The 23763-nt window shown below is 72.8% G+C and carries 17 protein-coding genes and 1 pseudogene; 13 read left to right on the forward strand and 5 right to left on the reverse strand.

Annotated elements, in window-relative coordinates:
* The first annotated feature begins 3 nt into the window (after positions 1–3).
* From ACFY2L_RS12045 to ACFY2L_RS12080, 8 genes are all read left to right on the forward strand, one after another.
* On the forward strand, positions 4–972 hold the full coding sequence (locus tag ACFY2L_RS12045) for an ABC transporter substrate-binding protein (RefSeq protein WP_390656807.1): 969 nt from the start codon (positions 4–6) through the stop codon (positions 970–972).
* A gap of 235 nt (positions 973–1207) precedes the next feature.
* The gene (locus tag ACFY2L_RS12050) at positions 1208–3646 is read left to right on the forward strand and encodes an FAD-dependent oxidoreductase (protein ID WP_390822188.1); all 2439 of its coding nucleotides are present in this window, start codon (positions 1208–1210) and stop codon (positions 3644–3646) included.
* Between the two features lie 126 nt (positions 3647–3772).
* Entirely contained in the window at positions 3773–4633 is an 861-nt protein-coding gene (locus ACFY2L_RS12055) for a bifunctional methylenetetrahydrofolate dehydrogenase/methenyltetrahydrofolate cyclohydrolase (protein ID WP_390656809.1), read from the forward strand.
* Positions 4630–5925 carry a serine hydroxymethyltransferase gene (glyA, locus tag ACFY2L_RS12060; protein WP_390656810.1) on the forward strand — a complete coding sequence of 432 codons (1296 nt, stop codon included), beginning with the start codon at positions 4630–4632 and terminating at the stop codon, positions 5923–5925. Before ACFY2L_RS12055 ends, glyA begins: the two co-directional genes overlap by 4 nt.
* Positions 5922–7154: a sarcosine oxidase subunit beta family protein gene (locus ACFY2L_RS12065; RefSeq protein ID WP_390656811.1), complete on the forward strand. Its 1233-nt coding sequence runs from the start codon at positions 5922–5924 to the stop codon at positions 7152–7154. The genes glyA and ACFY2L_RS12065 overlap by 4 nt, the downstream gene beginning before the upstream one ends.
* 20 nt (positions 7155–7174) lie before the next feature.
* The gene (locus ACFY2L_RS12070; RefSeq protein ID WP_390656812.1) at positions 7175–10378 is read left to right on the forward strand and encodes a sarcosine oxidase subunit alpha family protein; all 3204 of its coding nucleotides are present in this window, start codon (positions 7175–7177) and stop codon (positions 10376–10378) included.
* Positions 10371–10988, forward strand: a complete 618-nt coding sequence (locus ACFY2L_RS12075; RefSeq protein WP_390656813.1) for a sarcosine oxidase subunit gamma — start codon at positions 10371–10373, stop codon at positions 10986–10988. Before ACFY2L_RS12070 ends, ACFY2L_RS12075 begins: the two co-directional genes overlap by 8 nt.
* An 86-nt stretch (positions 10989–11074) precedes the next feature.
* Positions 11075–12715 (forward strand): serine/threonine-protein kinase, encoded by a 1641-nt coding sequence (locus ACFY2L_RS12080; protein WP_390822189.1) that lies wholly within the window; start codon positions 11075–11077, stop codon positions 12713–12715.
* On the opposite strand, the gene ACFY2L_RS12085 is transcribed toward ACFY2L_RS12080, so the two are convergent.
* Together ACFY2L_RS12085 and ACFY2L_RS12090 are read right to left on the reverse strand one after the other, a co-directional pair.
* The gene (locus ACFY2L_RS12085) at positions 12666–12983 is read right to left on the reverse strand and encodes an IclR family transcriptional regulator C-terminal domain-containing protein (protein WP_390656815.1); all 318 of its coding nucleotides are present in this window, start codon (positions 12981–12983) and stop codon (positions 12666–12668) included. The two genes, ACFY2L_RS12080 and ACFY2L_RS12085, sit on opposite strands and share 50 nt — an antisense overlap.
* Positions 12980–13429 (reverse strand): annotated as a pseudogene (locus ACFY2L_RS12090) (PP2C family protein-serine/threonine phosphatase); the annotation flags it as partial. The pseudogene ACFY2L_RS12090 and the gene ACFY2L_RS12085, both read right to left, overlap by 4 nt.
* Before the next feature lie 718 nt (positions 13430–14147).
* Between ACFY2L_RS12090 and ACFY2L_RS12095 the strand changes: the two are divergent.
* Both ACFY2L_RS12095 and ACFY2L_RS12100 read left to right on the forward strand, forming a co-directional pair.
* Positions 14148–14807 carry a hypothetical protein gene (locus ACFY2L_RS12095; RefSeq protein ID WP_390822190.1) on the forward strand — a complete coding sequence of 220 codons (660 nt, stop codon included), beginning with the start codon at positions 14148–14150 and terminating at the stop codon, positions 14805–14807.
* 191 nt (positions 14808–14998) lie between these two features.
* A complete protein-coding gene (locus tag ACFY2L_RS12100; protein ID WP_390822191.1) occupies positions 14999–17173 on the forward strand; it encodes a SpoIIE family protein phosphatase in 2175 nt (724 codons plus the stop codon).
* 55 nt (positions 17174–17228) lie between these two features.
* Here the strand turns inward: ACFY2L_RS12100 and ACFY2L_RS12105 are convergent, their stop codons facing one another.
* The 3 genes from ACFY2L_RS12105 to ACFY2L_RS12115 all read right to left on the reverse strand — a co-directional run bounded on the left by ACFY2L_RS12105 (position 17229) and on the right by ACFY2L_RS12115 (position 21055).
* The gene (locus ACFY2L_RS12105; RefSeq protein WP_390822192.1) at positions 17229–18569 is read right to left on the reverse strand and encodes a DUF3500 domain-containing protein; all 1341 of its coding nucleotides are present in this window, start codon (positions 18567–18569) and stop codon (positions 17229–17231) included.
* Between the two features lie 195 nt (positions 18570–18764).
* On the reverse strand, positions 18765–20333 hold the full coding sequence (locus tag ACFY2L_RS12110) for a sensor histidine kinase (protein ID WP_390822193.1): 1569 nt from the start codon (positions 20331–20333) through the stop codon (positions 18765–18767).
* A 2-nt stretch (positions 20334–20335) separates the two neighbouring features.
* A complete protein-coding gene (locus tag ACFY2L_RS12115; RefSeq protein WP_390656821.1) occupies positions 20336–21055 on the reverse strand; it encodes a response regulator transcription factor in 720 nt (239 codons plus the stop codon).
* Between the two features lie 330 nt (positions 21056–21385).
* Here ACFY2L_RS12115 and ACFY2L_RS12120 point away from each other — a divergent pair, with 330 nt between their 5' ends.
* The 3 genes from ACFY2L_RS12120 (at position 21386) to ACFY2L_RS12130 (ending at position 23624) form a co-directional block, all read left to right on the forward strand.
* Positions 21386–22132, forward strand: coding sequence for a VOC family protein (locus ACFY2L_RS12120; protein ID WP_390656823.1), 747 nt, complete (start codon positions 21386–21388; stop codon positions 22130–22132).
* A gap of 185 nt (positions 22133–22317) precedes the next feature.
* A complete protein-coding gene (locus tag ACFY2L_RS12125) occupies positions 22318–22953 on the forward strand; it encodes a hypothetical protein (protein ID WP_390656824.1) in 636 nt (211 codons plus the stop codon).
* Positions 22950–23624, forward strand: coding sequence for a vitamin K epoxide reductase family protein (locus ACFY2L_RS12130; protein WP_390656825.1), 675 nt, complete (start codon positions 22950–22952; stop codon positions 23622–23624). The genes ACFY2L_RS12125 and ACFY2L_RS12130 overlap by 4 nt, the downstream gene beginning before the upstream one ends.
* Positions 23625–23763: the final 139 nt, after the last annotated feature.

The following is a 23763-nucleotide window of genomic DNA, read 5'->3' on the forward strand; positions in this document are numbered from 1 at the left end:
ACCATGGCAAGACACTGGCGAGCCGGCGCGGCCGGCCTGGCCGTCCTCGGCCTCACCCTCACCGCGTGCGGCGGCGCGAAGGTGGGCGCGGACTCCTCGGGCTCGGACAGCTCGGGCGGCTCCGGCAAGTGCGGCACCTTCAACCTCGCGGTCAACCCGTGGGTGGGCTACGAGGCGGACGCGGCGGTCGTCGCGTACGTCGCGGAGCACGACCTCGGCTGCACGGTCAACAAGAAGGACCTCAAGGAGGAGATCGCCTGGCAGGGCTTCGGGACCGGTGAGGTCGACGCCGTCCTGGAGAACTGGGGCCACGACGATCTGAAGAAGAAGTACATCACCACGCAGAAGACCGCCGTGGCGGCCGGCTCCACCGGCAACAAGGGCATCATCGGCTGGTACGTGCCCCCGTGGCTGGCCAAGGCCCACCCGGACATCACCGACTACAAGAACCTCAACAAGTACGCGGCCGAGTTCAAGACCTCCGAGTCGGGCGGCAAGGGCCAGCTCCTCGACGGCGACCCGTCGTACGTCACCAACGACGAGGCGCTGGTGAAGAATCTGAAGCTGGACTTCAAGGTGGTGTACGCGGGCAGCGAGACCGCGCTCATCCAGGCCTTCCGCAAGGCGGAGAAGAACAAGGAATGGGTGATCGGCTACTTCTACGAGCCGCAGTGGTTCCTCTCCGAGGTTCCGCTGGTCAAGGTGAACCTGCCGGCGTACACGTCCGGTTGTGACGCGGACGCGGCCAAGGTCGCCTGCGACTACCCCGTCTACGACCTGGACAAGATCGTCAGCGCGAAGTTCGCCAAGTCCGGCAGTCCCGCCTACGACCTGGTGAAGAACTTCTCCTGGACGAACGACGACCAGAACACCGTGGCGAAGTACATCGCGGTCGACAAGATGACGGCCGACGCGGCGGCGAAGAAGTGGGTCGAGGCCAACCCCGACAAGGTCAAGGCCTGGCTGAAGTAGCCCCGGCTCCAGGGCGGTCGAACATGCCCGGCGGGCGGTGCGCACCTGCGCGCACCGCCCGCCGGGCATTGCCGTGTCCGGGCCCGTGCCAGGGCCGTGTTTCCGCCTGTTTTCCGACGTCACGGACCCCTTGACACCCCCTCCCCGAGGCGGGCACATTGAGTTGCGCAACCTGAACCTTGTTGCGCAGACAGCAACTGAACCGGCTGGGCCGGTTTGATTCGGAGGTGCGGCGATGGCGGGACCCCGAGTGGTGATCATCGGAGCGGGCGTCGTGGGAGCGGCCCTGGCCGACGAGATCTCCGCGCGAGGCTGGACCGAAGTGACCGTGGTCGACCAGGGCCCGCTCCCCGCCACCGGGGGCTCCACCTCACACGCCCCGGGCCTGGTCTTCCAGACGAACTCCTCCAAGACCATGACCGAGCTGGCCCGCTACACGGTCGAGAAGTTCTGTTCCCTCGACGTCGACGGCAAGCCCTGCTTCCTCCAGGTCGGCGGCCTCGAAGTGGCCACCACCCCCGAGCGCCTCACCGAACTCCACCGCCGGCACGGCTGGGTCACCGCCTGGGGCATCGAGGCGCGCCTGCTCACCCCCGACGAGTGCGTCGAGCGGCACCCCCTCGTCAACCGCGACAAGGTCCTCGGCGGCCTCCTCGTCCCCACCGACGGCCTCGCCAAGGCCGTCCTCGCCGTCGAGGCCCAGATCCGGCGGGCCACCGAGCGCGGCGTGACCTTCCTGGCCCGCCACGAGGTCCTCGACGTCCGGCAGACCGACGGCGAGGTGACCGGCGTCCTCACCGACCAGGGCGAGATCCCCGCCGACATCGTCGTGTGCTGCGCGGGCATCTGGGGCCCGAAGATCGCCCGTATGGTCGGCATGAACCTGCCGCTCACCCCGCTCGCCCACCAGCTCGCCTGGACCGGCCCCGTCCCCGCCCTCGCCGGCCAGACCGAGGAGGCCGTCCGCCCGATCCTGCGCCACCAGGACGCCGACCTCTACTACCGCGACCGCTTCGACGGCCTCGGCATCGGCTACTACGGCCACCGCCCGATGCCCATCACCGCCGACGAGATCCTCTCCGTCGACGAGGCCGAGTCCATGCCCTCGGTCCTGAAGTTCACCGAGGAGGACTTCGAGGACGCCTGGACGGAGACCCGGTCCCTCCTGCCCGCCACGAAGGAGGCGAAGGTCGAGGAGGGCATCAACGGCCTGTTCTCCTTCACCACCGACAACTTCCCGCTGCTCGGCGAGTCCCAGGACGTCAAGGGCTTCTGGGTCGCCGAGGCGGTCTGGGTCACCCACTCCGCGGGCGTCGGGCGGGCGATGGCCGAGTGGCTGGTCGACGGCTACTGCTCCTCCTTCGACCTGCACGAGTGCGACGTCAACCGCTTCGAGCCGCACCAGCTGACCCCGGAGTACGTCCTGGCCCGCGACTGCCAGAACTTCGTCGAGGTCTACGACATCCTCCACCCGCTCCAGCCCTCGGGTGAGCCGCGCCCGATCCGCAAGAGCCCCTTCCACGCCCGCCAGCAGGAGCACGGCGCCTTCTTCCTGGAGGCGAACGGCTGGGAGCGCCCGCAGTGGTACGAGGCCAACGCCCCGCTCGTCGAGGGCCGCAGCATCCCCACCCCCAACGACTGGGCGGCGCAGTACTGGTCGCCGATCGTCGGCGCGGAGGCGCAGCGCACCCGCGAGACCGTCGCGCTCTACGACATGACGGCCCTCAAGCGCCTGGAGGTGACCGGCCCCGGCGCCGGCGACTTCCTGGAGCGGCTGACCACCAGCAAGGTCGCCAAGTCCGTCGGCTCCGTGACGTACACCCTGTTGCTGGACCACGACGGCGGCATCCGCAGCGACATCACCGTCGCCCGGCTCGCCCGCGACCTCTTCCAGGTCGGCGCCAACGGCAACCTCGACCTCGACTGGTTCAGCCGCCACCTTCCCGCCGACGGCACGGTCCAGGTCCGCGACATCACCCCCGGGACCTGCTGCGTCGGCCTGTGGGGCCCGCTGGCCCGCAAGGTGCTCCAGCCGCTGACGGACGAGGACTTCTCGGGCGACGGCCTGAAGTACTTCCGCGCCAAGCGCGCCCACATCGGCAGCGTGCCCGTCACCGCGATGCGGCTGTCGTACGTCGGCGAACTCGGCTGGGAGCTGTACACCACCGCCGATCTCGGCCAGAAGCTCTGGGACACCCTCTGGCAGGCGGCCGAGCCGCTGGGCGGCATCGTCGCCGGCCGCGGCGCCTTCAACAGCCTCCGCCTGGAGAAGGGCTACCGCTCCTTCGGCACCGACATGACCTACGAACACGACCCCTACGAGGCCGGCGTCGGCTTCGCCGTCAAGCTCGACAAGGGCGACTTCGTCGGCAAGGAGGCGCTGGAGCGGCGCAAGGCCGATGTACGGCGCAGGCTGACCTGCCTGACCATCGACGACCCCCGGTCGGTGGTGATGGGCAAGGAGCCGGTGTTCGACGGTGAGCGTGCGGTCGGGTACGTCACGAGTGCGGCGTACGGCTACACGATCGGCAAGGGGATCGCGTACGCCTGGCTCCCGGCGGAGCTCGCCGTCCCCGGCGCCGTGGTCCACATCGGCTACTTCGATCAGCGCGTCGAGGCGGTCGTGAGCGAGGAGCCCCTGTTCGACCCGACCATGTCCCGTCTTCGTGGCTGAGCGTTCCGGTCGTCGTTCGGGCGCGGCGCCGTCGTGGCTGGTCGCGCCCCGCGGCGGAGCCGCTGATCGACACAGCCCCGCGCCCCGCGGGGACATGCGGTCCCCATTCGGGAAGGAGTACCGTCGGTGAGCGCACAACTCCTGGACGGCAAGGCGACCGCCGGTGACATCCGGCGGGAACTCGCCGAACGCGTCGCCAAGTTGACCGTCGGCGGCGGTCGGCCGCCGGGGCTCGGCACGGTCCTCGTCGGGGACGACCCCGGCAGCCGTGCCTACGTCGCCGGAAAACACCGGGACTGCGCGCAGGTCGGTATCGCCTCCCTCCGGCGGGACCTGCCCGCCGACGCCACCCAGCGGCAGGTCGAGGACGTCGTCGACGAGCTCAACGCCGACCCCGCCTGCACCGGCTACATCGTCCAGCTCCCGCTCCCGGCCCATCTGGACGCCCACGCCGTACTGGAGCGCATGGACCCGGCCAAGGACGCCGACGGACTCCACCCGGTCAACCTCGGCCGGCTCGCGCTCGGCGTCGACGCCCCGCTGCCGTGCACCCCGCGCGGCATCGTCGAACTGCTCCGCCGCCACGACGTCCCGCTCGCCGGAGCCCGGGTGTGCGTGATCGGCCGGGGCATCACCGTCGGACGCCCCCTCGGCCTGCTCCTCACCCGCAGATCCGAGAACGCCACCGTCACCCTCTGCCACACCGGAACCAAGGGCCTGCCCTGGCACGTACGCGAGGCGGAGATCGTCGTCGCGGCGGCCGGCTCGCCCGGACTGATCACCAGGGACATGCTGCGTCCCGGGGCGGCGGTCCTGGACGTCGGCATCACCCGCACCGACCAGGGACTGGCCGGCGACGTCCACCCGGAGGCCGCCGCGGTCGCCGGATGGGTCGCGCCGATGCCCGGGGGCGTGGGCCCCATGACCCGAGCCATGCTGCTCGCCAATGTCGTCGAGGCCGCCGAGAGGAACGCGAACGCCGCATGAACGCGCTGAACAGCCCCCTGGCGGAGCTGGACCCCGAGGTCCACGAAGCCCTCACCGCCGAACTGCACCGTCAGCAGTCCACCCTGGAGATGATCGCCTCCGAGAACTTCGCGCCGTCCGCCGTGATGGAGGCGCAGGGCTCGGTCCTCACCAACAAGTACGCCGAGGGTTACCCCGGACGCCGCTACTACGGCGGCTGCGAACACGTCGACGTCACCGAGAGGCTGGCGATCGAGCGGATCAAGTCGTTGTTCGGCGCGCGTCACGCCAACGTCCAGCCGCACTCCGGCGCCCAGGCCAACACCGCGGTCTTCTTCGCCCTGCTCCAGCCCGGCGACACGGTCCTCGGCCTCGACCTCGCGCACGGCGGCCACCTCACCCACGGCATGCGCCTCAACTACAGCGGCAGGATGCTGAACGTGGTGCCGTATCACGTGTCCGAGGAGGACCACCGTGTCGACATGGACGAGGTCGAGCGGCTCGCCAAGGAGCACCGGCCCAAGATGATCATCGCGGGCTGGTCGGCGTACCCCCGGCAGCTGGACTTCGCCGCCTTCCGCCGGATCGCCGACGAGGTGGGTGCCCTGCTGATGGTGGACATGGCGCACTTCGCGGGCCTGGTGGCCGCCGGACTGCACCCCAGCCCCGTCCCGCACGCCCACGTCACGACCACGACGACGCACAAGACGCTCGGCGGACCGCGGGGCGGAGTCGTCCTCACCAACGAGCCCGACCTCGCCAAGAAGATCAACTCGGCGGTCTTCCCCGGCATGCAGGGCGGCCCCCTGGAGCACGTCATCGCCGCGAAGGCGGTCTCCTTCAAGGTCGCCGCGTCCCCCGAGTTCGCCGAGCGCCAGGCCCGCACGCTCGCCGGCGCCCGCATCCTCGCCGAGCGTCTCACCCGGCCGGACGCGGCGGCGGCCGGCGTGAAGGTGCTGACCGGCGGCACGGACGTCCACCTCGTCCTCGTCGACCTGCGCGACGCCGAGCTGGACGGCCGCCAGGCGGAGGACCTCCTCCACGGGATCGGCATCACCGTCAACCGCAACGCCGTGCCCTTCGACCCGCGCCCGCCCATGGTCACCTCGGGCCTGCGCATCGGCACCCCTGCGCTGGCCACCCGCGGCTTCACCGAGGAGGACTTCGCCGAGGTGGCCGATGTGATCGCCCTCGCCCTCCAGCCCGCCCCCGACCTCGCCGCCCTGCGTGCCCGCACGCGGACGCTGGCCGCGAAGCACCCGCTCTACCCGCACCTGTCCCAGGCAGCAGCAGAAGCCGGAGACGCCCGATGAGCCCCAGCACCCCCGGTGCCGACCTCCCCGACCACCCCGACTGGCTGTGGCGCGACCCCGAGCCCGCGCGGTCCTACGACGTGGTGATCGTCGGCGGCGGCGGCCACGGTCTCGCCACCGCCCACTACCTGGCGAAGAACCACGGCATCACCAACGTCGCCGTACTGGAGAAGGGGTGGCTCGCGGGCGGCAACATGGCCCGCAACACCACGATCATCCGCTCCAACTACCTGTGGGACGAGAGCGCCGGCATCTACGAGCACGCGCTCAGGCTCTGGGAGGGACTGGAAGAGGAGCTGGACTACCCGATCCTCTTCTCCCAGCGCGGCGTGCTGAACCTCGCCCACAGCCTCCAGGACGTCCGCGACAGCGTGCGCCGCGTCGAGGCCAACCGCCTCAACGGCGTCGACGCCGAATGGCTGGACGCCGAGCAGGTCAGGGAGGTCTGCCCGATCGTCAACATCTCCCCGGACGTGCGCTACCCGGTCCTCGGCGGCACCTACCAGCCGCGCGCCGGCATCGCCAAGCACGACTACGTCGCCTGGGCCTTCGCCCGCTCCGCGGACGCGGCGGGCATCGACATCATCCAGAACTGCGAGGTCACCGGGCTGGACGTGACCGACGGCCGGGTGACCGGCGTGCGGACCACGCGCGGCCCGATCGCCGCGGGCAAGGTGGCCCTGTGCTCGGCCGGCCACACCTCGGTCCTGGCCGCCATGGCGGGCATCGAACTCCCCCTCCAGAGCCACCCGTTGCAGGCCCTGGTCTCGGAGCTCCTGGAGCCGGTCCACCCCACCGTCGTCATGTCCAACGCGGTCCACGTGTACGTCAGCCAGGCGCACAAGGGCGAGCTGGTGATGGGCGCGGGCATCGACGCGTACAACTCCTACACCCAGCGCGGCGCCTTCCACATCATCGAGGAGCAGATGTCGGCGGCCCTGGAGCTCTTCCCGGTCTTCGCCCGCGCCCACGTGCTGCGCACCTGGGGCGGCATCGTCGACGTCAGCCCCGACGCCTCACCGATCGTCGGCCTCAGCCCGGTGGACAACCTCTACCTCAACTGCGGCTGGGGCACGGGCGGCTTCAAGGCCACCCCCGGCGTCGGCTGGGTCTACGCCCACACCATCGCCCACGACACCCCGCACGCCCTCAACGCCCCCTTCTCGCTCGACCGTTTCACCACCGGCGCGCTCGTCGACGAGCACGGCGCGGCCGCGGTGGCCCACTAGGACCACTAGGGAGCCGAACCATGCTGCTCATCCCCTGCCCGTGGTGCGGGCCCCGCGACGAGGCCGAGTTCCACTACGGCGGACAGGCCCATGTGCCCTACCCCGAGAACCCGGCGGCCCTGACCGACGAGGAGTGGGCCCGCTACCTCTTCTTCCGCGACAACCCCAAGGGACCCTTCGCCGAGCGCTGGAGCCACGCGGCGGGCTGCCGGCGGTGGTTCAACGCGGTGCGGGACACGTCGACGAACGAGATCCTGGCGGTGTACCGGGCGGGGGAGGAGCGCCCGGAGACCCCCGAGCGTCCTGCGGCGCCCGCCCAGCCCGGTCCGGCACACCCGGCCCGTCCGGGGGAGCTCGCGGACGAGGCCCCTTCAGGGCCGGACGGGGCTCTCGCGGCGGAGCCCCCGGCGACCACCCACCGATCGGCCACCCATGGCCGGACCCACGGCGGCGAACCCCTCACCTTCACGTTCGACGGCACCGCATACCAGGGCTTCGAAGGCGACACGCTCGCCTCGGCCCTCCTGGCCAACGGCGTCATCACGGCAGCGACCAGCATCAGACTCGGCCGCCCCCGCGGCATCTTCTCCGCCGGCGTGGAAGAACCCAACGCCGTCGTGCAGATCGAGGCCCCCTTCCCGGAGCCGATGCTGCCCGCGACGACCGTCGAGCTGTACGACGGCCTCGTGGCGAGCAGCCTCCCCGGCCAGGGCCGCCTCGCGACCACGCCGGACCCGGCCCGCTACGACGCCGTACACGCCCACTGCGACCTCCTGATCGTCGGCGCGGGCCCCGCCGGCCTCGCCGCCGCCGCGGCCGCCGCCCGCAGCGGTGCCCGTGTGATCCTCGCCGACGAACAGCCGGAACTCGGCGGCAGCCTGCTGTCGACCGCCGAACACCTCGCCTGGGTGGCACAGGTCGCCGCACTGCTCGCATCCGCTCCCGAGGTGCGCGTCCTGCGCCGCACCACCGTCTTCGGCCACTACGACGACAACCACCTGCTCGCCGTCGAGCGCCGCACCAACCACCTCGGCGCCGCGGCCCCCGCGCACGTCTCCCGCGAGCGCGTCTGGCGCATCCGCGCCCGCCGGGTCGTCCTCGCCACCGGCGCTCACGAGCGCTCGATGGCCTTCGCGGACAACGACCGCCCCGGCGTGATGCTCGCCGCGTCGGCCCGCGCCTACGTCAACCGGCACGGTGTCCTGCCCGGCCGCCGTGCCGTCGTCTTCACCACCAACGACAGCGCCTACGAGGCCGCGCTGGACCTGCACGCCGCCGGGGTGGCGGTGCCGGCGATCGTCGACACGCGCCCCGACGCGGGGGAGTGGGCGGAGCGCGCCCGCGAGGCCGGCATCGAGGTGCTGACCGGCCACGCCGTCGTCGGCACCGAGGGCGACCCCCGGATCACCACCGTGAGCGTGGCGCCGTACGGCGAGACGACGGGGCAGCGGGAGATCGCCGCCGACCTGCTGCTGGTCTCCGGCGGCTGGAACCCCGTCGTGCACCTGTTCAGCCAGGCGGGGGGCACACTGCGCCACGACGAGACGCTCGGCGCCTTCGTCCCCGACGTCTGCTCTCAGGCGGTCGAGGTCGCGGGCAGCGCGAACGGCGTCCTGGACCTCGCCGGTGTCCTCGCACAGGGCGCGGCCGCCGGCGCCCGCGCGATCGAGGCCGCGGGCCACACCCCCGAGGCGCCCCGTCTCCCGGAGGCGCCCGCGCAGCCGTACACGCCGCCCATGCAGGTCTTCACCGTGCCGGGCCGGGACGGCGCGCCGCGTTTCGTCGACCTCCAGCGCGACGTCACCGTCGACGACCTGGCCCGGGCGACCGGCGCCGGCCTGCGCTCGGTCGAGCACACCAAGCGCTACACCACGGCCGGCACCGCCAACGACCAGGCCAAGACCTCCGGCATCCTCGCCGGCGGCGTCGTCGCCGAACTCCTGGGAGTGGACATCTCCACCCTCGGCACCACCACCTTCCGCCCGCCCTACACCCCCGTCTCCTTCGCCGCCCTCGCCGGCCGCCACCGTGGCGCCCTGCTCGACCCGATCCGTACGACCGCCCTGCACGAGTGGCATGTCGCGCACGGCGCCCGCTTCGAGAACGTCGGCCAGTGGAAGCGCCCCTGGTACTACCCGCAGGACGGCGAGGACATGGAGACGGCCGTGCTGCGCGAGTGCGCCGCCGCCCGCGAGGGCGTCGCCTTCATGGACGCCTCCACACTCGGCAAGATCGACGTGCAGGGCCCGGACGCCGCCGTCTTCCTCGACCTGCTCTACACCAACATGATGAGCACCCTGAAGGTCGGCATGATCCGCTACGGCGTGATGTGCCGCCTGGACGGCATGGTCTTCGACGACGGCACGGTCATCCGCCTCGCCGAGGACCGCTTCCTGGTCACCACGACCACCGGCAACGCGGCCGCCGTCCTGGACTGGATGGAGGAGTGGCTCCAGACCGAGTGGCCCGGACTGCGCGTGCACTGCACCTCGGTCACCGAGCAGTGGGCCACCGTCGCCCTCGTCGGCCCCAAGTCCCGCGCCGTCCTCGGCTCGCTCGCGCCCGGACTCGCCGTGTCCAACGACGACTTCCCGTTCATGGCCTGGCGCGAGACGACCGTCGCGGGCCTCGACGCCAGGGTGTGCCGGATCAGCTTCTCCGGTGAACTCGCCTACGAGATCAACGTGTCCCCGTGGGAGGCCCTCGCCCTCTGGGAGGCCCTGTACGAGGCCGGCGCCCCCTACGGCATCACCCCGTACGGCACCGAGACGATGCACGTCCTGCGCGCCGAGAAGGGCTACCCGATCATCGGCCAGGACACCGACGGCACCGTCACCCCCCAGGACCTCGGCATGAGCTGGGCGGTGTCGAAGAAGAAGCCCGACTTCATCGGCAAGCGCTCCTTCGCCCGCGCCGACACCGTCCGCCCGGACCGCAAGCACCTGGTGGGTCTGCTCCCCGAGGACCCCGGCACCTTCCTGCCCGAGGGCACGCACCTCGTCGCCGACAGCGTCCTGCCGGCCCCGCCCGTGCCGATGCTCGGCCACGTCACCTCCAGCTACCGCAGCGCGGCCCTCGGCCGGACCTTCGCCCTCGCCCTGGTCAAGGGCGGCCGCGACCGCATCGGCGAACGGCTGTACGCCCCGGTCGGCGACCGGCTGGTCCCGGTGACCGTCGCAAGCCCCGTCCTCTACGACCCCGAGGGAGCCCGCCGCGATGGCTGACACCACCTCCGCCGCCCCGCTCCGCAGCCCCCTGTGGCACGACAGGAGCCGTCTCGCCGCCGCCACCCGCACCTCCGGCGGCGCGGTCCGGCTCGCCGAACTCCCCTTCCTGGCCCAGCTCGACGTCCGCCTCGACGCCAAGGGCCCGGCGGCCGACGCGGTCGGCGTCGCCCTCGGTCTCCCCCTTCCCCTCGAACCCGACACGGTCGTACGCACCCGGGACCTGACGGCGCTCCGGCTCGGCCCGGACGAATGGCTCCTGGTGGGGCGGCCCGGCACCCAACGGGACCTGGAGAGCCGCATCCGCGCGGCCGCCGGCGACGAACACGTCTCCGTCACCGACGTCTCCGCCCAGCGCACCACCCTCCTCGTCGCCGGCCCCCGCGCCCGCGACCTCCTGGCCCACGGCTGCCCCCTCGACCTGCATCCGCGCGCCTTCGGCCCCGGGCGCTGCGCCCAGACCACCCTGGGCCGCACCCAGATCGTCCTGGTCGCCAGGGACGAACCCGGGGGCGGATTCTGGGTCCTGGTCCGCTCCTCCTTCGCCGGACACCTGGCGGACTGGCTGCTGGACGCGGGGACCGAGTACAGCGCACCGGTGGACCTGTGAGCGGCCCCGCCCCGGTCCTCGGCTAGAGTCTCGCCTCGTCCTCGGTCGGACGTACCGCCCGGGGTGGCGCGCTGGGGGTACGGCACATGGGGCCCGAAGGATTGGCACTGTCCGGATACGAGATCCACGAGGTGCTGGGGCAGGGCGGTTTCGCCACGGTCTACCGTGCCCGGCAACTGGCCGTGGGCAGGGAGGTCGCGCTGAAGGTGGACAGCCGGGTGCTGTCCACCCCGCGCGACCGGCAGCGTTTCCTGCGCGAGGTCACGGCCGCCGGGCAGTTGTCCGGACACCCGCACGTGGTGCCGGTGTACGACGCGGGGGTCCTCGCCGACGACCGGCCGTACATGGTGCTGGAGTTGTGCCCCGGCGGGTCGCTGGGCGAGCGGCTGCACCGGCAGGGCGCCTTCCCGCCGAAGGAGGCGCGCGACATCGGCGTGGGTCTCGCGGACGCGGTGGCCGCCGCCCACGCGGCCGGGGTGCTGCACCGTGACATCAAGCCCGGCAACGTCATGGTCAACCGGTACGGCGGGGTGGCCCTCACCGACTTCGGGCTCGCGGCCATGCCCCGGCCGGGGCGGGACCTGTCCGTGACCCGGGAGGCGCTGACCCCCGCGTACGCGCCGCCCGAGGCCTTCCAGCTGGCCGAGCCCACCCCGGCCGGCGACCTGTACTCACTGGCCGCCACGCTCTACGCCCTGCTGCGCGGCTTCCCTCCGCACCACCCGGACGACGGGACCCAGCTCAGCCTCGCCGAACTGATCGTGCGGCACACCTGGCCGTACCCCGCCCTGCCCGGCGTGCCCCCCGCCCTCAACGAGGTGCTCCGGCGCGCACTCGCCGCGGACCCGGCCGAGCGGCTGTCCGACGCGGGCCTGTTCCGGGACGCCCTCGCCGCCGTCGACCTCGGCGCCGCGGGCCCGGCCGCGGGGGGCTTCGGCCCGGCGCCGACCACCGTCCCGTTCCACCGGGACACGCCCCCCGTCGCGGACGCACCGCGGTTCGTGGACGCACCGCCTGTCCGGGACGCGGTCCCCGCCATGACCGGGACCCCGCCGCTGCCGGCCGGAGCGGGCGCCACCACCGCGGTCACCGGACCGGGCGGGGCCGAGGGCGGGCGCAAGGGCACGGGACGCTCCCGGCTGATCGCCGCGGTGGCCGCCGTCGCCGTCTCCGTGAGCGTCTCGGTCACCGTCGTGACGTACCGGTACGGCGGCTCGGAGGGCGGAGGCGGGAACCCGGTGTCGGCCGCCGCCCCCTCCGCCGGCGCCACCAGCGGGGACAAGGGCACGGCGGGCTTCGGCGTCGCCACCACGACCGGCGGCTGTCCCGCGACGACCGTCGACGGCGTGGGCGGCCGGTGCGTCGCGAGTCCCGAATGCTGGAGCGGCATCGTCGACATCTCGGGCATCGTCACCGTCAGCCGTGCGGACTGCGCGACCAGGCACGTGTGGGAGACCTTCGCGATCGCCCCGCTGCCGGAGGACGGCATGACGAACAACGCGCGGGACCTGATCAGACATCCGGACGTCAAGGCCCTGTGCTCGCAGAAGGTCATGGCCGCGACGATGGCGCCCGACGGCCGCGAGACCGCCGCGGAGTGGCAGACCGACATCATCCCGCCCACGGCCGCCGAGTGGGACAAGGGCCTGCGGGTCTTCCGCTGCGTGGCCGCGGCACTCACCGAGGACGGGGAGAAGACCGGGAGCCAGTTCGCCGTGCGGAGCTGACCTCTTGACCGCCGCTCGGCCCGGCGCGCGCTCCACTCCCCGCAGCGCGTCCCCCAGCCAGCGGCCCCAGCGCAGCGCCGCCCGCGCGCGCTCCTCGGTCCGGTCCGCGAGCCGGGACACGGGGGCCGACGACCTGAACGGCGGCGACGACCTCGTCACGGAAGTCCCGTACCGGTACCGCGACCGAGTACAGACCCGGCTCGGCCTCCTCGTCCACGACCGAGTACGCGCGCTCCCAGCCCGTCCGCGCAGCGCCTCGCGTGCTCACTCGCGTCGGATGAGCAGCAGGGCGATGTCGTCGCTGCGCGGGGCGGTGCGGCGGGCGTGGCGGACGAGGGTGTCGGCGAGGGCGTTCATGGTCGGGGCGTCGCTCCGCGCGAGGGCGCCGGCTAGCCGGTCGATGGCGTCGCCGATGTCGGAGCCCGGGGCCTCGACGAGTCCGTCGGTGTACAGGACCAGCATCGAGCCGGACGGCAACGGGATCCGCAGGGACGGGTAGTGGGCGCCGGGATCGATGCCGAGGAGGAGTCCGGGCGGCACGGCGAGGATCTCGGTGCGGCCGTCGGGGTGGCGCAGCAGCGGGGGCGGATGTCCGGCGCTGGCGAGGAGGACGCGGTGCGCCGCCAGGTCGAGGTGGGCGTAGAGGCAGCTGGTGAAGAGGCCGGGGTCCAGGTCGGTGAGGAGGCGGTTGGTGCGGGTGAGGCAGAGGCTGGGAGCCGGGGCGTATGGGACGGCCGTCGAGAGCGGCCTGCCGCAGCACCCGGCTCAGCCGGTGACAGCCGCCGATGACGGTGTCGCGCTCCCGCGGGGACAGCCGCGCCGGGTGCGAGGCGGGCCACTGCAGCACGACTCCGCCCCAGGTGTCCGGGCCGCTGGTCAGGGAGGCGGCGGCCAGCGTGAAACGGTACGGCACGACGAGCGCCAGCCGCGGGTAGCGGCGCGCCAGCTCCTCAGGGCCGCCCACCCACACCAGGCGCTTCTCCCGGACGGCGTCGGACACGGGGGACGCGGTCTCCGGCGCCACCCGCGCCCAGGGCCGCGCGATGTCCCACGGAACGCCGCCCAGGACCGCCAGCTTCAGCACGGGCTCGTCCGCCGACGGCAGATACACCGCTGTCACGGAGGCGCCGGTCTGCCGCGACAGTTCGAGCACGGCAGGCCGCAGCAGCTCCAGACCCGACTCCCCCATGTATGGACCATAAGCCCGCCCACCGGTGACAGCATTCCGGTGAGGTGGTCGGCGGTGACCGCGGCACCTCGCGCGCGACGGTCAGTGCGTGGCCGTCCCGCCAGCAGCCGGGTGCGTCGATCCCGCGGAAGGAGTCCTCGCGCCTGTGACAGGGCTGTGACCGTCCGTGTGATGCCGGTCACGGCCGGGCGGCAGGGGTCCCACCAAGATCATCGAATGCGGAGAAACCTGTTACCCGACCGTATGACCGCACGCCCGGTGGTGGCCGTCCTGGCGGCCGCCGGTGTCCTCGCGGGCGTCCTCGTCGGCTGGCCGGGCCTCGACACCGTCAACGGATGCGGAGTCCCGGTCGACCGTCACCCGTCCGCATCGGCGCGGGACTGGGTGCGGTACGCCGATGTCGTGGTCGTCGGCCGGGCCGTGCGGGAACGGGAGAGCGGGCGCGAGGAACTGGCGGTCGGGGCATACCGCTACGCGCTGGAGCGGACCGTGCGACTGGACGTGCGGGCCACGCCGTTCAGCTCCCGCACCCGCTCCCACCCCGCCGTCGGGTCCGCCCTCGACTACATCGCCCCGGGCTGGAAGGTGCTCCGCTCCGACGGCACGACCCGCGTCCCGCAGCTGACCGGCGACGCCCCGCGCGTCGTACCGGGCCACACCTACATCCTCGCCCTCCGCTGGGAGCAGGAGCGATGGGTCGCCCTCGGGGAGGGGGCCCTGGTGCCGTTCGACGGAGGGACGGTCGGCCGGGGCGAGTGGTGCGGGCAGATCGTGGACACCGACGGCTTCGCACAGGGCGAGCGGACCGGCCGCGAGGACGACCACAGCCTGGAGAAGACACTCCTCGGCCGGGGCCTGCCGGCCGTCGAGCGGGCACTCGAGGCGGCGGCCCGGCAGGACTGAGCCGCGACAATGCCCCACGCCACCGCCACCGCCTCGGGCCGCCGCGGCCGCCGGGAAGCGTGCGGCGGGCCGCTCGCCGACGCGCGGCCGGGGCGCCGACCCCGTTCACGGGAGACCTCGGTCCGTGAGCCCCGGGGGCGCGCCGTCGGCGGGAGCATGCCGAGGGCTCCTCATCGGCGTAGCGTCCCCCTATGAGCGAGGTTGGGGACGTCGGCCCGAGACCTGCCGCGCCCGGTGCGAAGCAGCCGGCCGGCACAGGCGGCGCTGCCGCCCGCGTCGAGGAACTGGACGCCGTCTTCGCGGAGACGGTGCGCCGGACCGGCGCGTCCATCGGCGCCCTGTACCTGGTGTCGCCGGACGAGCAGGTGCTGTGCCTGGAGGCGCTGTGCGGCGCGCCGGCAGAGTTCGCCGCGCCGTGGGTCAGGGTGTCCGCCGCCGCCCCGGCGCCGGTCGCCGACGCCTTCCGTGAGGACCGCGTCGTCTGGGTGGGCAGCCAGGGGGAGATGGCCCACTCGTACCCGCGGACCGCGATCGCGCTGCCGTACCCCCTGATGCTGGCTGCCGCGCCGCTCACCGGCGTCCGCCGGTGGGGGGCGCTGCTGCTCATGTGGCCGGCCACCCGTCCGCCGTACATGACCGGACGCGAGCGTGGGCACATCTCGGCCCGCTGCCGGCACCTGGCCCGGCTGGTGGAGGATGCCGTCGAGCACGGCTGGTCCCCGGCCTGCGGCGATCTGCCCCGCGTCGTGCCCACCGGCGCCGGGCAGCGGGCCGAGAGCCCCGCGATGGCCGTCGCCGACTTCGCCGAGCGCCTCCCCGGCGGAAGCTGCGCCCTGGACCTGGACGGCTACTTCGCCTACGTCAGCGACGGGGCCTGCGAACTCCTGGGCCGGGAGGCCGGCCAGTTGCTGGGCACCCTGCCGTGGCAGTCGCTGCGCTGGCTCGACGACCCCACGTACGAGGACCGCTACCGCGCCGCGGTGATCAGCCGTGAGCCGGTCTCCTTCACCGCCTGCCGCCCGCCGGACCGGTGGCTGGACATCCACCTCTACCCTGACGCGAGCGGCATCAGCGTCCGGATCGTCCCCAGCGGTGCCCAGCCCCCGCCGTCGCCCGCGCCCCGCCGGCCCGCGCGCACCGACGACCCGGCCCGCGCCGGCCGGCTCTACCAGCTCACGCATCTGGCCGCCGCGCTCACCGAGGTCGTGGGCGTCCAGGACGTCATCGACCTGGTCGCCGACCAGATCATGCCGGCCTTCGGCGCCCAGGGCCTGGTCCTGTCGACCGCCGAAGCGGGCCGGCTGCGGATCACCGGATACCGCGGCTACACCCCCGAGGCCGTCGAACGTCTCGACGGTCTGCCCCTGGACACCGGCCTCACCCCAGCGGGCCGTGCCCTCGCCAAGGGCATCCCCGCCTTCTTCTCCGACCCGCAGGAGATGCGGCGCATCTACCCCGAGGCCCCGCAGATGAGCGGCAAACAGGCCTGGGCCTTCCTGCCCCTGATCATCTCCGGCCGGCCCGTGGGCATCTGTGTGCTGTCCTACGACCGTCCGCACACGTTCCCGGCCGAGGAACGCGCCGTCATGACCTCACTCGCCGGCCTCGTCGCCCAGGCCCTCGACCGGGCCCGCCTGTACGACACCAAGCACGAACTCGCCCACGGTCTCCAGCAGGCACTGCTCCCGCGCACCCTCCCCACGATCAGCGGACTGCGGGTCGCCGCCCGCTATCTGCCCGCCACCCGGGGCATGGACATCGGCGGGGACTTCTACGACGTGATCCGGCTCGGCGAGACCGCCGCCGCGGCCGTCATCGGGGACGTCCAGGGCCACAACGTCGCCGCCGCCGCTCTGATGGGACAGGTGCGGACCGGTGTCCACGCGCACGCGGCCCTCGGCACGCCCCCGGACGAGGTGCTGTCCCGGACCAACCGGCTGCTCATCGACCTCGCCCCCGACCTGTTCACCAGCTGCCTCTACGCCCATCTCGACCTCGCCGGCCGGCGGGCGACGCTGGCCAGCGCCGGCCACCCGCCACCCCTCGTGCGCATCCCCGGTCACGGCACCCGGCCCGTCGCCATCCAGCCCGGACCGCTCCTGGGCATCGAGCCCGGCGCCGACTTCCCCGTGACCGAACTCCCGCTCACCCCCGGGCTGATGCTCGCCTTCTACACCGACGGCCTCATCGAGTCGCCGGGGACCGACCTCGACGACTCCATCGACGACCTGGCGCGGCATCTCGCCCGCGCCGACGACCGGGACCTGGACGCGCTCGTCGACACGCTGCTGAGCGCGACCGGCATGGTGGGGCAGCGCATGGACGACATCGCCCTGCTGGTCCTGCACTGCGCGGCGTCCGGGTGACGGCGGTACCGGGCCGGGACGACGGGGCCCCGGCCCGGTGGTCATGCGGTCCGTGTCACCGGTGGTGCGGCGACGTCAGGTAGTGCTGGCGCAGGAGTTCCTTCCCGTAGTCGTTGCCGTTCGGGGTGCGGATGACGGAGTGGACGTGCTTCTGCGTGGCGCCGCTGCCCTGGGTCGCGCCGTAGGCGCCGGCGAGCGGTCCCGGGGCCTGGCAGTCGACCTCGACCCATACGACGGGGCTGTGGACGCGGACGTAGAAGGCGTCGTCGTCGCCGGTGCCGCCGGCCCAGGTGACGTAGGTGTCGTCGAGGTGCTTGCGGACCTCGGCCAGCTTCACCTTCGCCACGTCGGCCTTGGCGCGGCCGGTGAAGGCCCGGACGATGCCCAGAAGCCTCGTCTTCTGGGCCGCGGTCAGCGCGTTGCCGCGGATGCCGGTGTACTCCTGGACGGTGTTGTCGGAGAACGCGCCCGCCTTCATCGACTCGTTCGACTTGCTCGTCGACTCGACGGCGACGGCCTGCTGCGCCTCGGTCAGGGAGTTGATGAAGGCCAGGCTCGCGACGACCTCCTCGTGGCAGACCGTCACGGTCTCGCCGTCGATCTCCATCGAGGTCGGCTCCGACCCCCAGAAACAGGGGCTCATGACGACCTGGTCGCCGAGCACGAAGTAGTTGACGACGAGGTGGTGGCCGTCGAACTGGAAGCCCCAGGGCTCGGTCTTCGACGGCGTGCCCATGACCGTCCAGTAGTAGGCGTCCTCGTTGAAGGCCGTCGTGTTGCCGATCGCCTCGCCCGCCGCCTGGTTGATGCGGCGGATCTTCTCCGTGGTCTCCAGACCGTCCGCGCTCAGCGCCGCCTTCAACAGGGCGGTGCCCAGGGCCTTCTGGTCGTCGCTCAGGTCGGCGAGGGAGACGCCCTGGCGGTCGTAGGAGTCGATGTTGCTCCACAGCCGCCACTCGGTGGAGTGGACCGTGAACTGCGCGGAGGACTTCTGGTCGTCGGTCAGTCCGGCCAGGAAGGCGTTCGCGGCCGATATCACCGGCGCGGTGGCCACGCCGGTGGAGTGGATCGTGAACAGGTCGTCGATCCGGTTGCCGTCGGTGGTGAGACCGAAGAAGTCCTCGGTGATCGACTGGTTGCCGGGGCCGCCGGCGCCGCCCCCCGGCCCGCCGCTGGGCGCGCCGCTCGGCGCGGCGGAGGCGGAGGGATCGGCGGTGGTGGTGGCGTCGTCGGCCATCGCGGCCCACGCACCCGCACCGCCCATGGTCGCGACGGCGGTGGCGCCGCTGGCGAAGAAGACCTTCCGCATGAAGGTGCGGCGGCTCGCGTGAGCACCGCTGCCGGTCCCGGACTGAGGGTTCTCGGCCGTCGGCTCACCGGTGTCGAGCTCGGTCATCGTCGCTGATTCCCTTCGTCTTGGGCACATCCACGATGGACGGCCGCCCTGGGATCACTCTTGATCAGCGAACTTAGCCAGGCCTTAAGGAGGGGCGGCCCGCCCGACGGAGGGGGTGCCCGGACACCGAGTGCGGGCAGCCTGAACTGCGGTTCTGTGAGAGTGCTGAGAGTTCAGGGCAGCGGAACGGCCGGGTCACCCGTCGAGGGGGAGGGCCACGGTGAACTCGGTGCGCCCCGGCTCGCTCTCGACCTCGATCCTGCCTCCGTGCGCCTCCACGAGAGCGGCGGCGATGGCCAGGCCCAGGCCGGAACCGCCCTCCTTGCCGGGGGCGCGGGAGCGGGAGGCGTCGGCCCGGGTGAAGCGTTCGAAGATCGTGGGGAGCAGGCCGGGCGGGATGCCCGGACCGTTGTCCCGCACGCGGATCACGCACCCGGTGCCCCGGCCGGCGCCGACGTTCTCTCCCGTCGCCGTCGCCGTCGCCGTCGCCGTCGCATCCGCCCCCGCCTCTGATTCCCTCTCAGGCTCCGTCTCCGTCTCCGTCTCCACGACGACCGTGATCTTCGTACCGGCCGGTGTGTGCACCCGGGCGTTGGCCAGCAGGTTGGCCACCACCTGGTGGAGCCGGGACGGGTCGGCGACCACCGACACCGGGCCGTCGAGGCGCAGCGCGAGCCGCCAGTCGTGCTCGCCGCCCGCCGCCTGCGCGTCCCAGACCGCCTCGGCGACCAGCGTCGCGAGATTCACCTCGGCCCGCTCCAGGGGCCGCCCCTCGTCGAGGCGGGCGAGCAGCAGAAGGTCCTCGACGAGATCCGTCATACGCGCCGACTGCGCGGAGACGCGGTGCCAGGCGAGCTCGGGCTCGATGGTCCGGTGGTCGCCCTTCATGTATTCGGCGTAGCCGGCGATCGAGGCCAGCGGGGTGCGCAGTTCATGGCTGGCGTCGGCGAGGAACCGGCGCATGCGCTGCTCGGTGCGCCGGCGTTCGGCGAGCGACGACTCGACGTGGTCGATCAGGCGGTTGAGCACGGCGCCGACCTGACCGGCTTCGGTGCCGGGGTCGGTGTCCCGCGCGTCGACACGGGCGAGGGCCGCGACCTCGCCGCGGTCCAGCGGCACCCGGGCGACCTCGGCGGCGGTGGCCGCGACCCGGCCGAAGGGGCGCAGCTGACGCCGTATGACCACCGCGGAGGTACAGGCGGCGCAGGCCAGGCCGGCTGCGGCGATCACCGCCTCCACGACCACCAGACGGTCGATCACCCGCTGGACGTCCGCCATCGGCAGCCCGGCGAGCACGGGGACCCCGTCGCCGCCGATGGCGGTCACCCGGTAGGTGCCCAGGCCCGGGATGGTGCGGGTGTGCAGCTCCCCGTTCGCGGTGATCCCCCGCAGCGCGGCGCGCTGGGCGGCGGTGAGGGCCCGCTGACGTCCGTCACCGGTCACCACCTCGGCGGCGATGACCTTGCCGTCGGCGAAGCGGGCCGCCAGGGTGCCGGTCGGCTGGCCGCGCTCGTTGAGGAAGCCCAGATCCGTCGCGCCGCCCGTCCGCCGCTGCAGCCCGCCCTGGCTCCGGTCCGCGGCGTGGGTGACCCGCTGGTCCAGATCCTCCAGCAGATACACCCGCTGGACGAACACCGTGGTGAGCGCCATCGCGGCGCACACCACGACGAGCGTCACGGAGACGAAGAGCACCAGCCGGACCCGTAGCGAACGCCAGCCCAGACCGGTGCCGGAACGGCCCGCCGGGCCCCTCGGCTCCGTCATCGTCACGCGTCCGCGGCTCTGATCGCGTAGCCCACGCCGCGCACCGTGCGGATCATCGGAGCCCGGCCTTTGTCGATCTTCGCCCGCAGGCCGTGGATGTAGACCTCCACGAGGTTCCCCTCGCCGTCGAACGAGGCGTTCCACACGTGGTCGAGGATCTGCGCCTTGCTGAGCACCTGGTGCGGATGGTGCATCAGGAAGCGCAGGAGGTCGAACTCCTTCGTGGTCAGCGTGATCGGCGTGCCGTCCCGCTGCACCTCGCGTGTGGTCTCCGCCAGCACGAGGTCGCCCAGTACCCGTACGGGACCCCGCTCGCCCGGGTCGGGGGGACCCACGCGACGCAGCAGCCCGCGCAGCCGCAGCATGACCTCCTCCAGGGAGAACGGCTTGGTCACGTAGTCGTCGGCGCCGGCCGACAGCCCGTCGAGCCGGTGTTCCAGCGCGTCCCGGGCGGTGAGCATCAGTACGGGCAGCCGCGTGTTCTCGCCGCGCAGCCTGCGGAGCACCTGCACCCCGTCGACATCGGGCAGCATGCCGTCCAGGACGACGACGTCCGGTGCGCAGTCGCGCGCGAGACGCAACGCGCTGCGGCCGTCCTCCGCCGCGAGGGAATGCCACCCCGCCTCGGTCACGGCCGCGGAGAGCAGCTCGGTGAGTTCGGGCTCGTCGTCGACTATCAGCACGCGAACCGTGCCTTCACGGGTACCGGAGGGGCCAGACATGTCGCCGACCCTCTCCCGGCCGGCCATGGGAATCATGTGGATGAGCTGAGCGTGCGCCGTGGGACGTGGTGAAGGGAGCACCGGCATACGCGATCCGTACGCGTTCGGTACGGAACACGAGGTCCGCCGCGCTGGCAGCCCCGGATCCGCGCCAGGGCCACCGAGGAGCAGTTGCGCGAGGTCGCGGCCGAGGGCCTGGGCGAGGTGTACTTCCGCGACCGGGGGCGCCGCGCCCAGGGCCTGCTGGTCGAGTTCACCGACGTGGAACACGTGGACTTCGACCTGGAGCCCCGCCGCCCGGCTCCCCACGCCCCACCTAGGATCGCCGGCATGGCACTGCGACCCGTTCACGTGATCATCAAGGCTCTCGACCCCTCGGCGGTCGGCCGGTTCTGGGCGGAGGCGCTCGGCTGGACCGCCTACAGCTCCGGCGTGACCACCTACGTCGGACCCGGCGGCGGCCTCGTCTGGCCCGACCCGGTCGCCCTCGGCATCGACGTCGTTCCCGTACCGGAACCCAAGACGGCGACGAAGAACCGGGTGCACCTCGATCTCGCCACCACCTCCGCGGCCCATCAGACGGAGCTGGTCGCGCGCCTCCGGTCGCTCGGTGCGACGCCCGCGCACGTGGGTCAGGGCGACGTGCCGTGGACGGTCCTCGCCGACCCGGAGGGCAACGAGTTCTGCGTCCTGGAGCCCCGGGAGATGTACCGGGACACCGGGCCGGTCGCCGTGGTGGTGGTCGACTGCGCGGATCCGCGGGCCATGGCCCGGTTCTGGGGTGAGGCGACGGACTGGACCCTGCACGAGGTGACCGACGACCACGCGGTGCTGCGCTCCGCCAAGGGTGTCGGCCCGTATCTGGAGTTCCTCCGCACGCCCGGCGCGCAGACCGTGCACGTGCCGGACCGCCTCCACGTGGACCTGCTGCCGTACCCCGGTGACGACAAGGCGGCGGAGGTGGCCCGGCTGCGCGCCCTCGGCGCCACCGACCTCGACCTCGGTCAGGGCGACGTCCCGTGGACGTGCCTGACCGACCCGGAGGGCCACGAGTTCTGCGTGCTCGCCCCGTCCTGACCCTGAGCCTCCCGCCCTCCGGCACGCGAGCCTTCGTCACCCCGGTGAGGACGCTCGGGCGCGGGCGGTCAATGTGCCGAGTGTTCCGGGTCAGGGCCGTTCGACTCTAGTCACGCCTTCCACGCCCTGACTTCACTGATCGCGAGGTCCCGAGCCTGGCGCAGGGATCCGGACGGAAGAGCGCCGTGACGGCGTCGTACGGCGGGAAGGAGTGGCAGATGATCGCGGTGGTGGGCCACGCCGATGTGACTTCGGAGACCCTGGGGCTGCTGGAGGCCGAGCTGGGGGCGTTGCTGGAGCGTGAGCCCGACGGGGAGCCTGGAGTGGTGCGCGCCGGTGGCGGCGTCGCGCCGGCGTTCGCACGGGCGGTGCGGCAGGCGGGCCGGGACCTGGTCGTGGTGATCCCCACCCTCGGCATGGTGCCCGCGTTGCTGCCGGAGCGGGACCGGGTGCCGACCGGCGAACTGCTGCTGCTCGCCCGGCAGGTGCGTCTGCTGACGTACGACCCGGGCGACCGCGACGCCTGTGTCCGCGCGGACGAGGAGATCGTCGCCGGATGCCGGCGTCTGGTGGCCGTCTGGGACGGTTCGCCCTCCAACGGCCGGGACGCCACCGCCCATCTCGTGGCCTACGCCCGCTCCCGCGGTGTGCCGGTGGAGGTGGTCTGGCCGCTGGGCGCCGGCCGCACGGGCCTGCGGGTCGCGGCACGCCCGGACGACGACGGCCGACCGCCCGGCGACGCTCCCCGGCCGACGGCTCTCCCGGCCGCCGTGGGCACGCCGGGCACCCGTGGCATCCGCGAGGCGGGGGCGGCCCGATGACCGGCGTGAGCGGCACCACGAGTCTGCGGGGGCTCGACACCGCGGACACCCGGGGACACGGGCCGGCCCGGGAGATCCCGGTGGCGGGCGCGACCGGGGGCTCCCGTGCTCTCGCCTGGCTGCTGATCGTCACCGGGGCCCTCGGCGCCCTCGCCTCGTTCGTGATCACCGTCGACAAGTTCGAACTCCTCCGGAACCCGGCCTTCGTCCCCTCGTGCAACCTCAGCCCGGTGCTGTCCTGTTCGAACGTGATGCGCAGCGACCAGGCGTCCGTGCTCGGCTTTCCCAACCCCCTGCTGGGCCTGGCCGCCTATCCGGTCGTGGCGTTCGTCGGATTCGCGCTGCTGGCCGGTGCCCGCTTCCGCCGCTGGTTCTGGCTCGGCCTGAACCTCGGCACGCTGCTCGGCGTGGGCTTCTGCATGTGGCTGATGACCCAGGCGCTCTACGAGATCGGTGCGCTGTGCCTGTGGTGCTGCCTCGCCTGGGCGTCCACCATCGCCATGTTCTGGTACGTCACCGTGCACAACCTCCGGCACGGCGTCATCCGGGCTCCCCGAGGGGTGGTCGCGGGCGTGCGGGAGTTCCACTGGGTGGTGCCGGTCACCTGGTGTCTGAGCATCGTGATGCTGATCGGGACGCGGTTCTGGGCGTACTGGCAGACGCTGCTCTGACCCTCCGGGCGGCGCCGGACTCCTCGACGGCGAGAAGAGTGGGCCGTTGGGCCCAGGGTGCCGGCCCGCATGGGGCCGTTCGACCCTATCGGGCCCTCGTACCCCTGCGGCGATCATGAGGCGGCGGCCGGGAAGAGCC

Source organism: Streptomyces sp. NPDC001381 (assembly GCF_042895685.1).
In the GTDB taxonomy this organism is placed as follows: Bacteria; Actinomycetota; Actinomycetes; order Streptomycetales; family Streptomycetaceae; genus Streptomyces.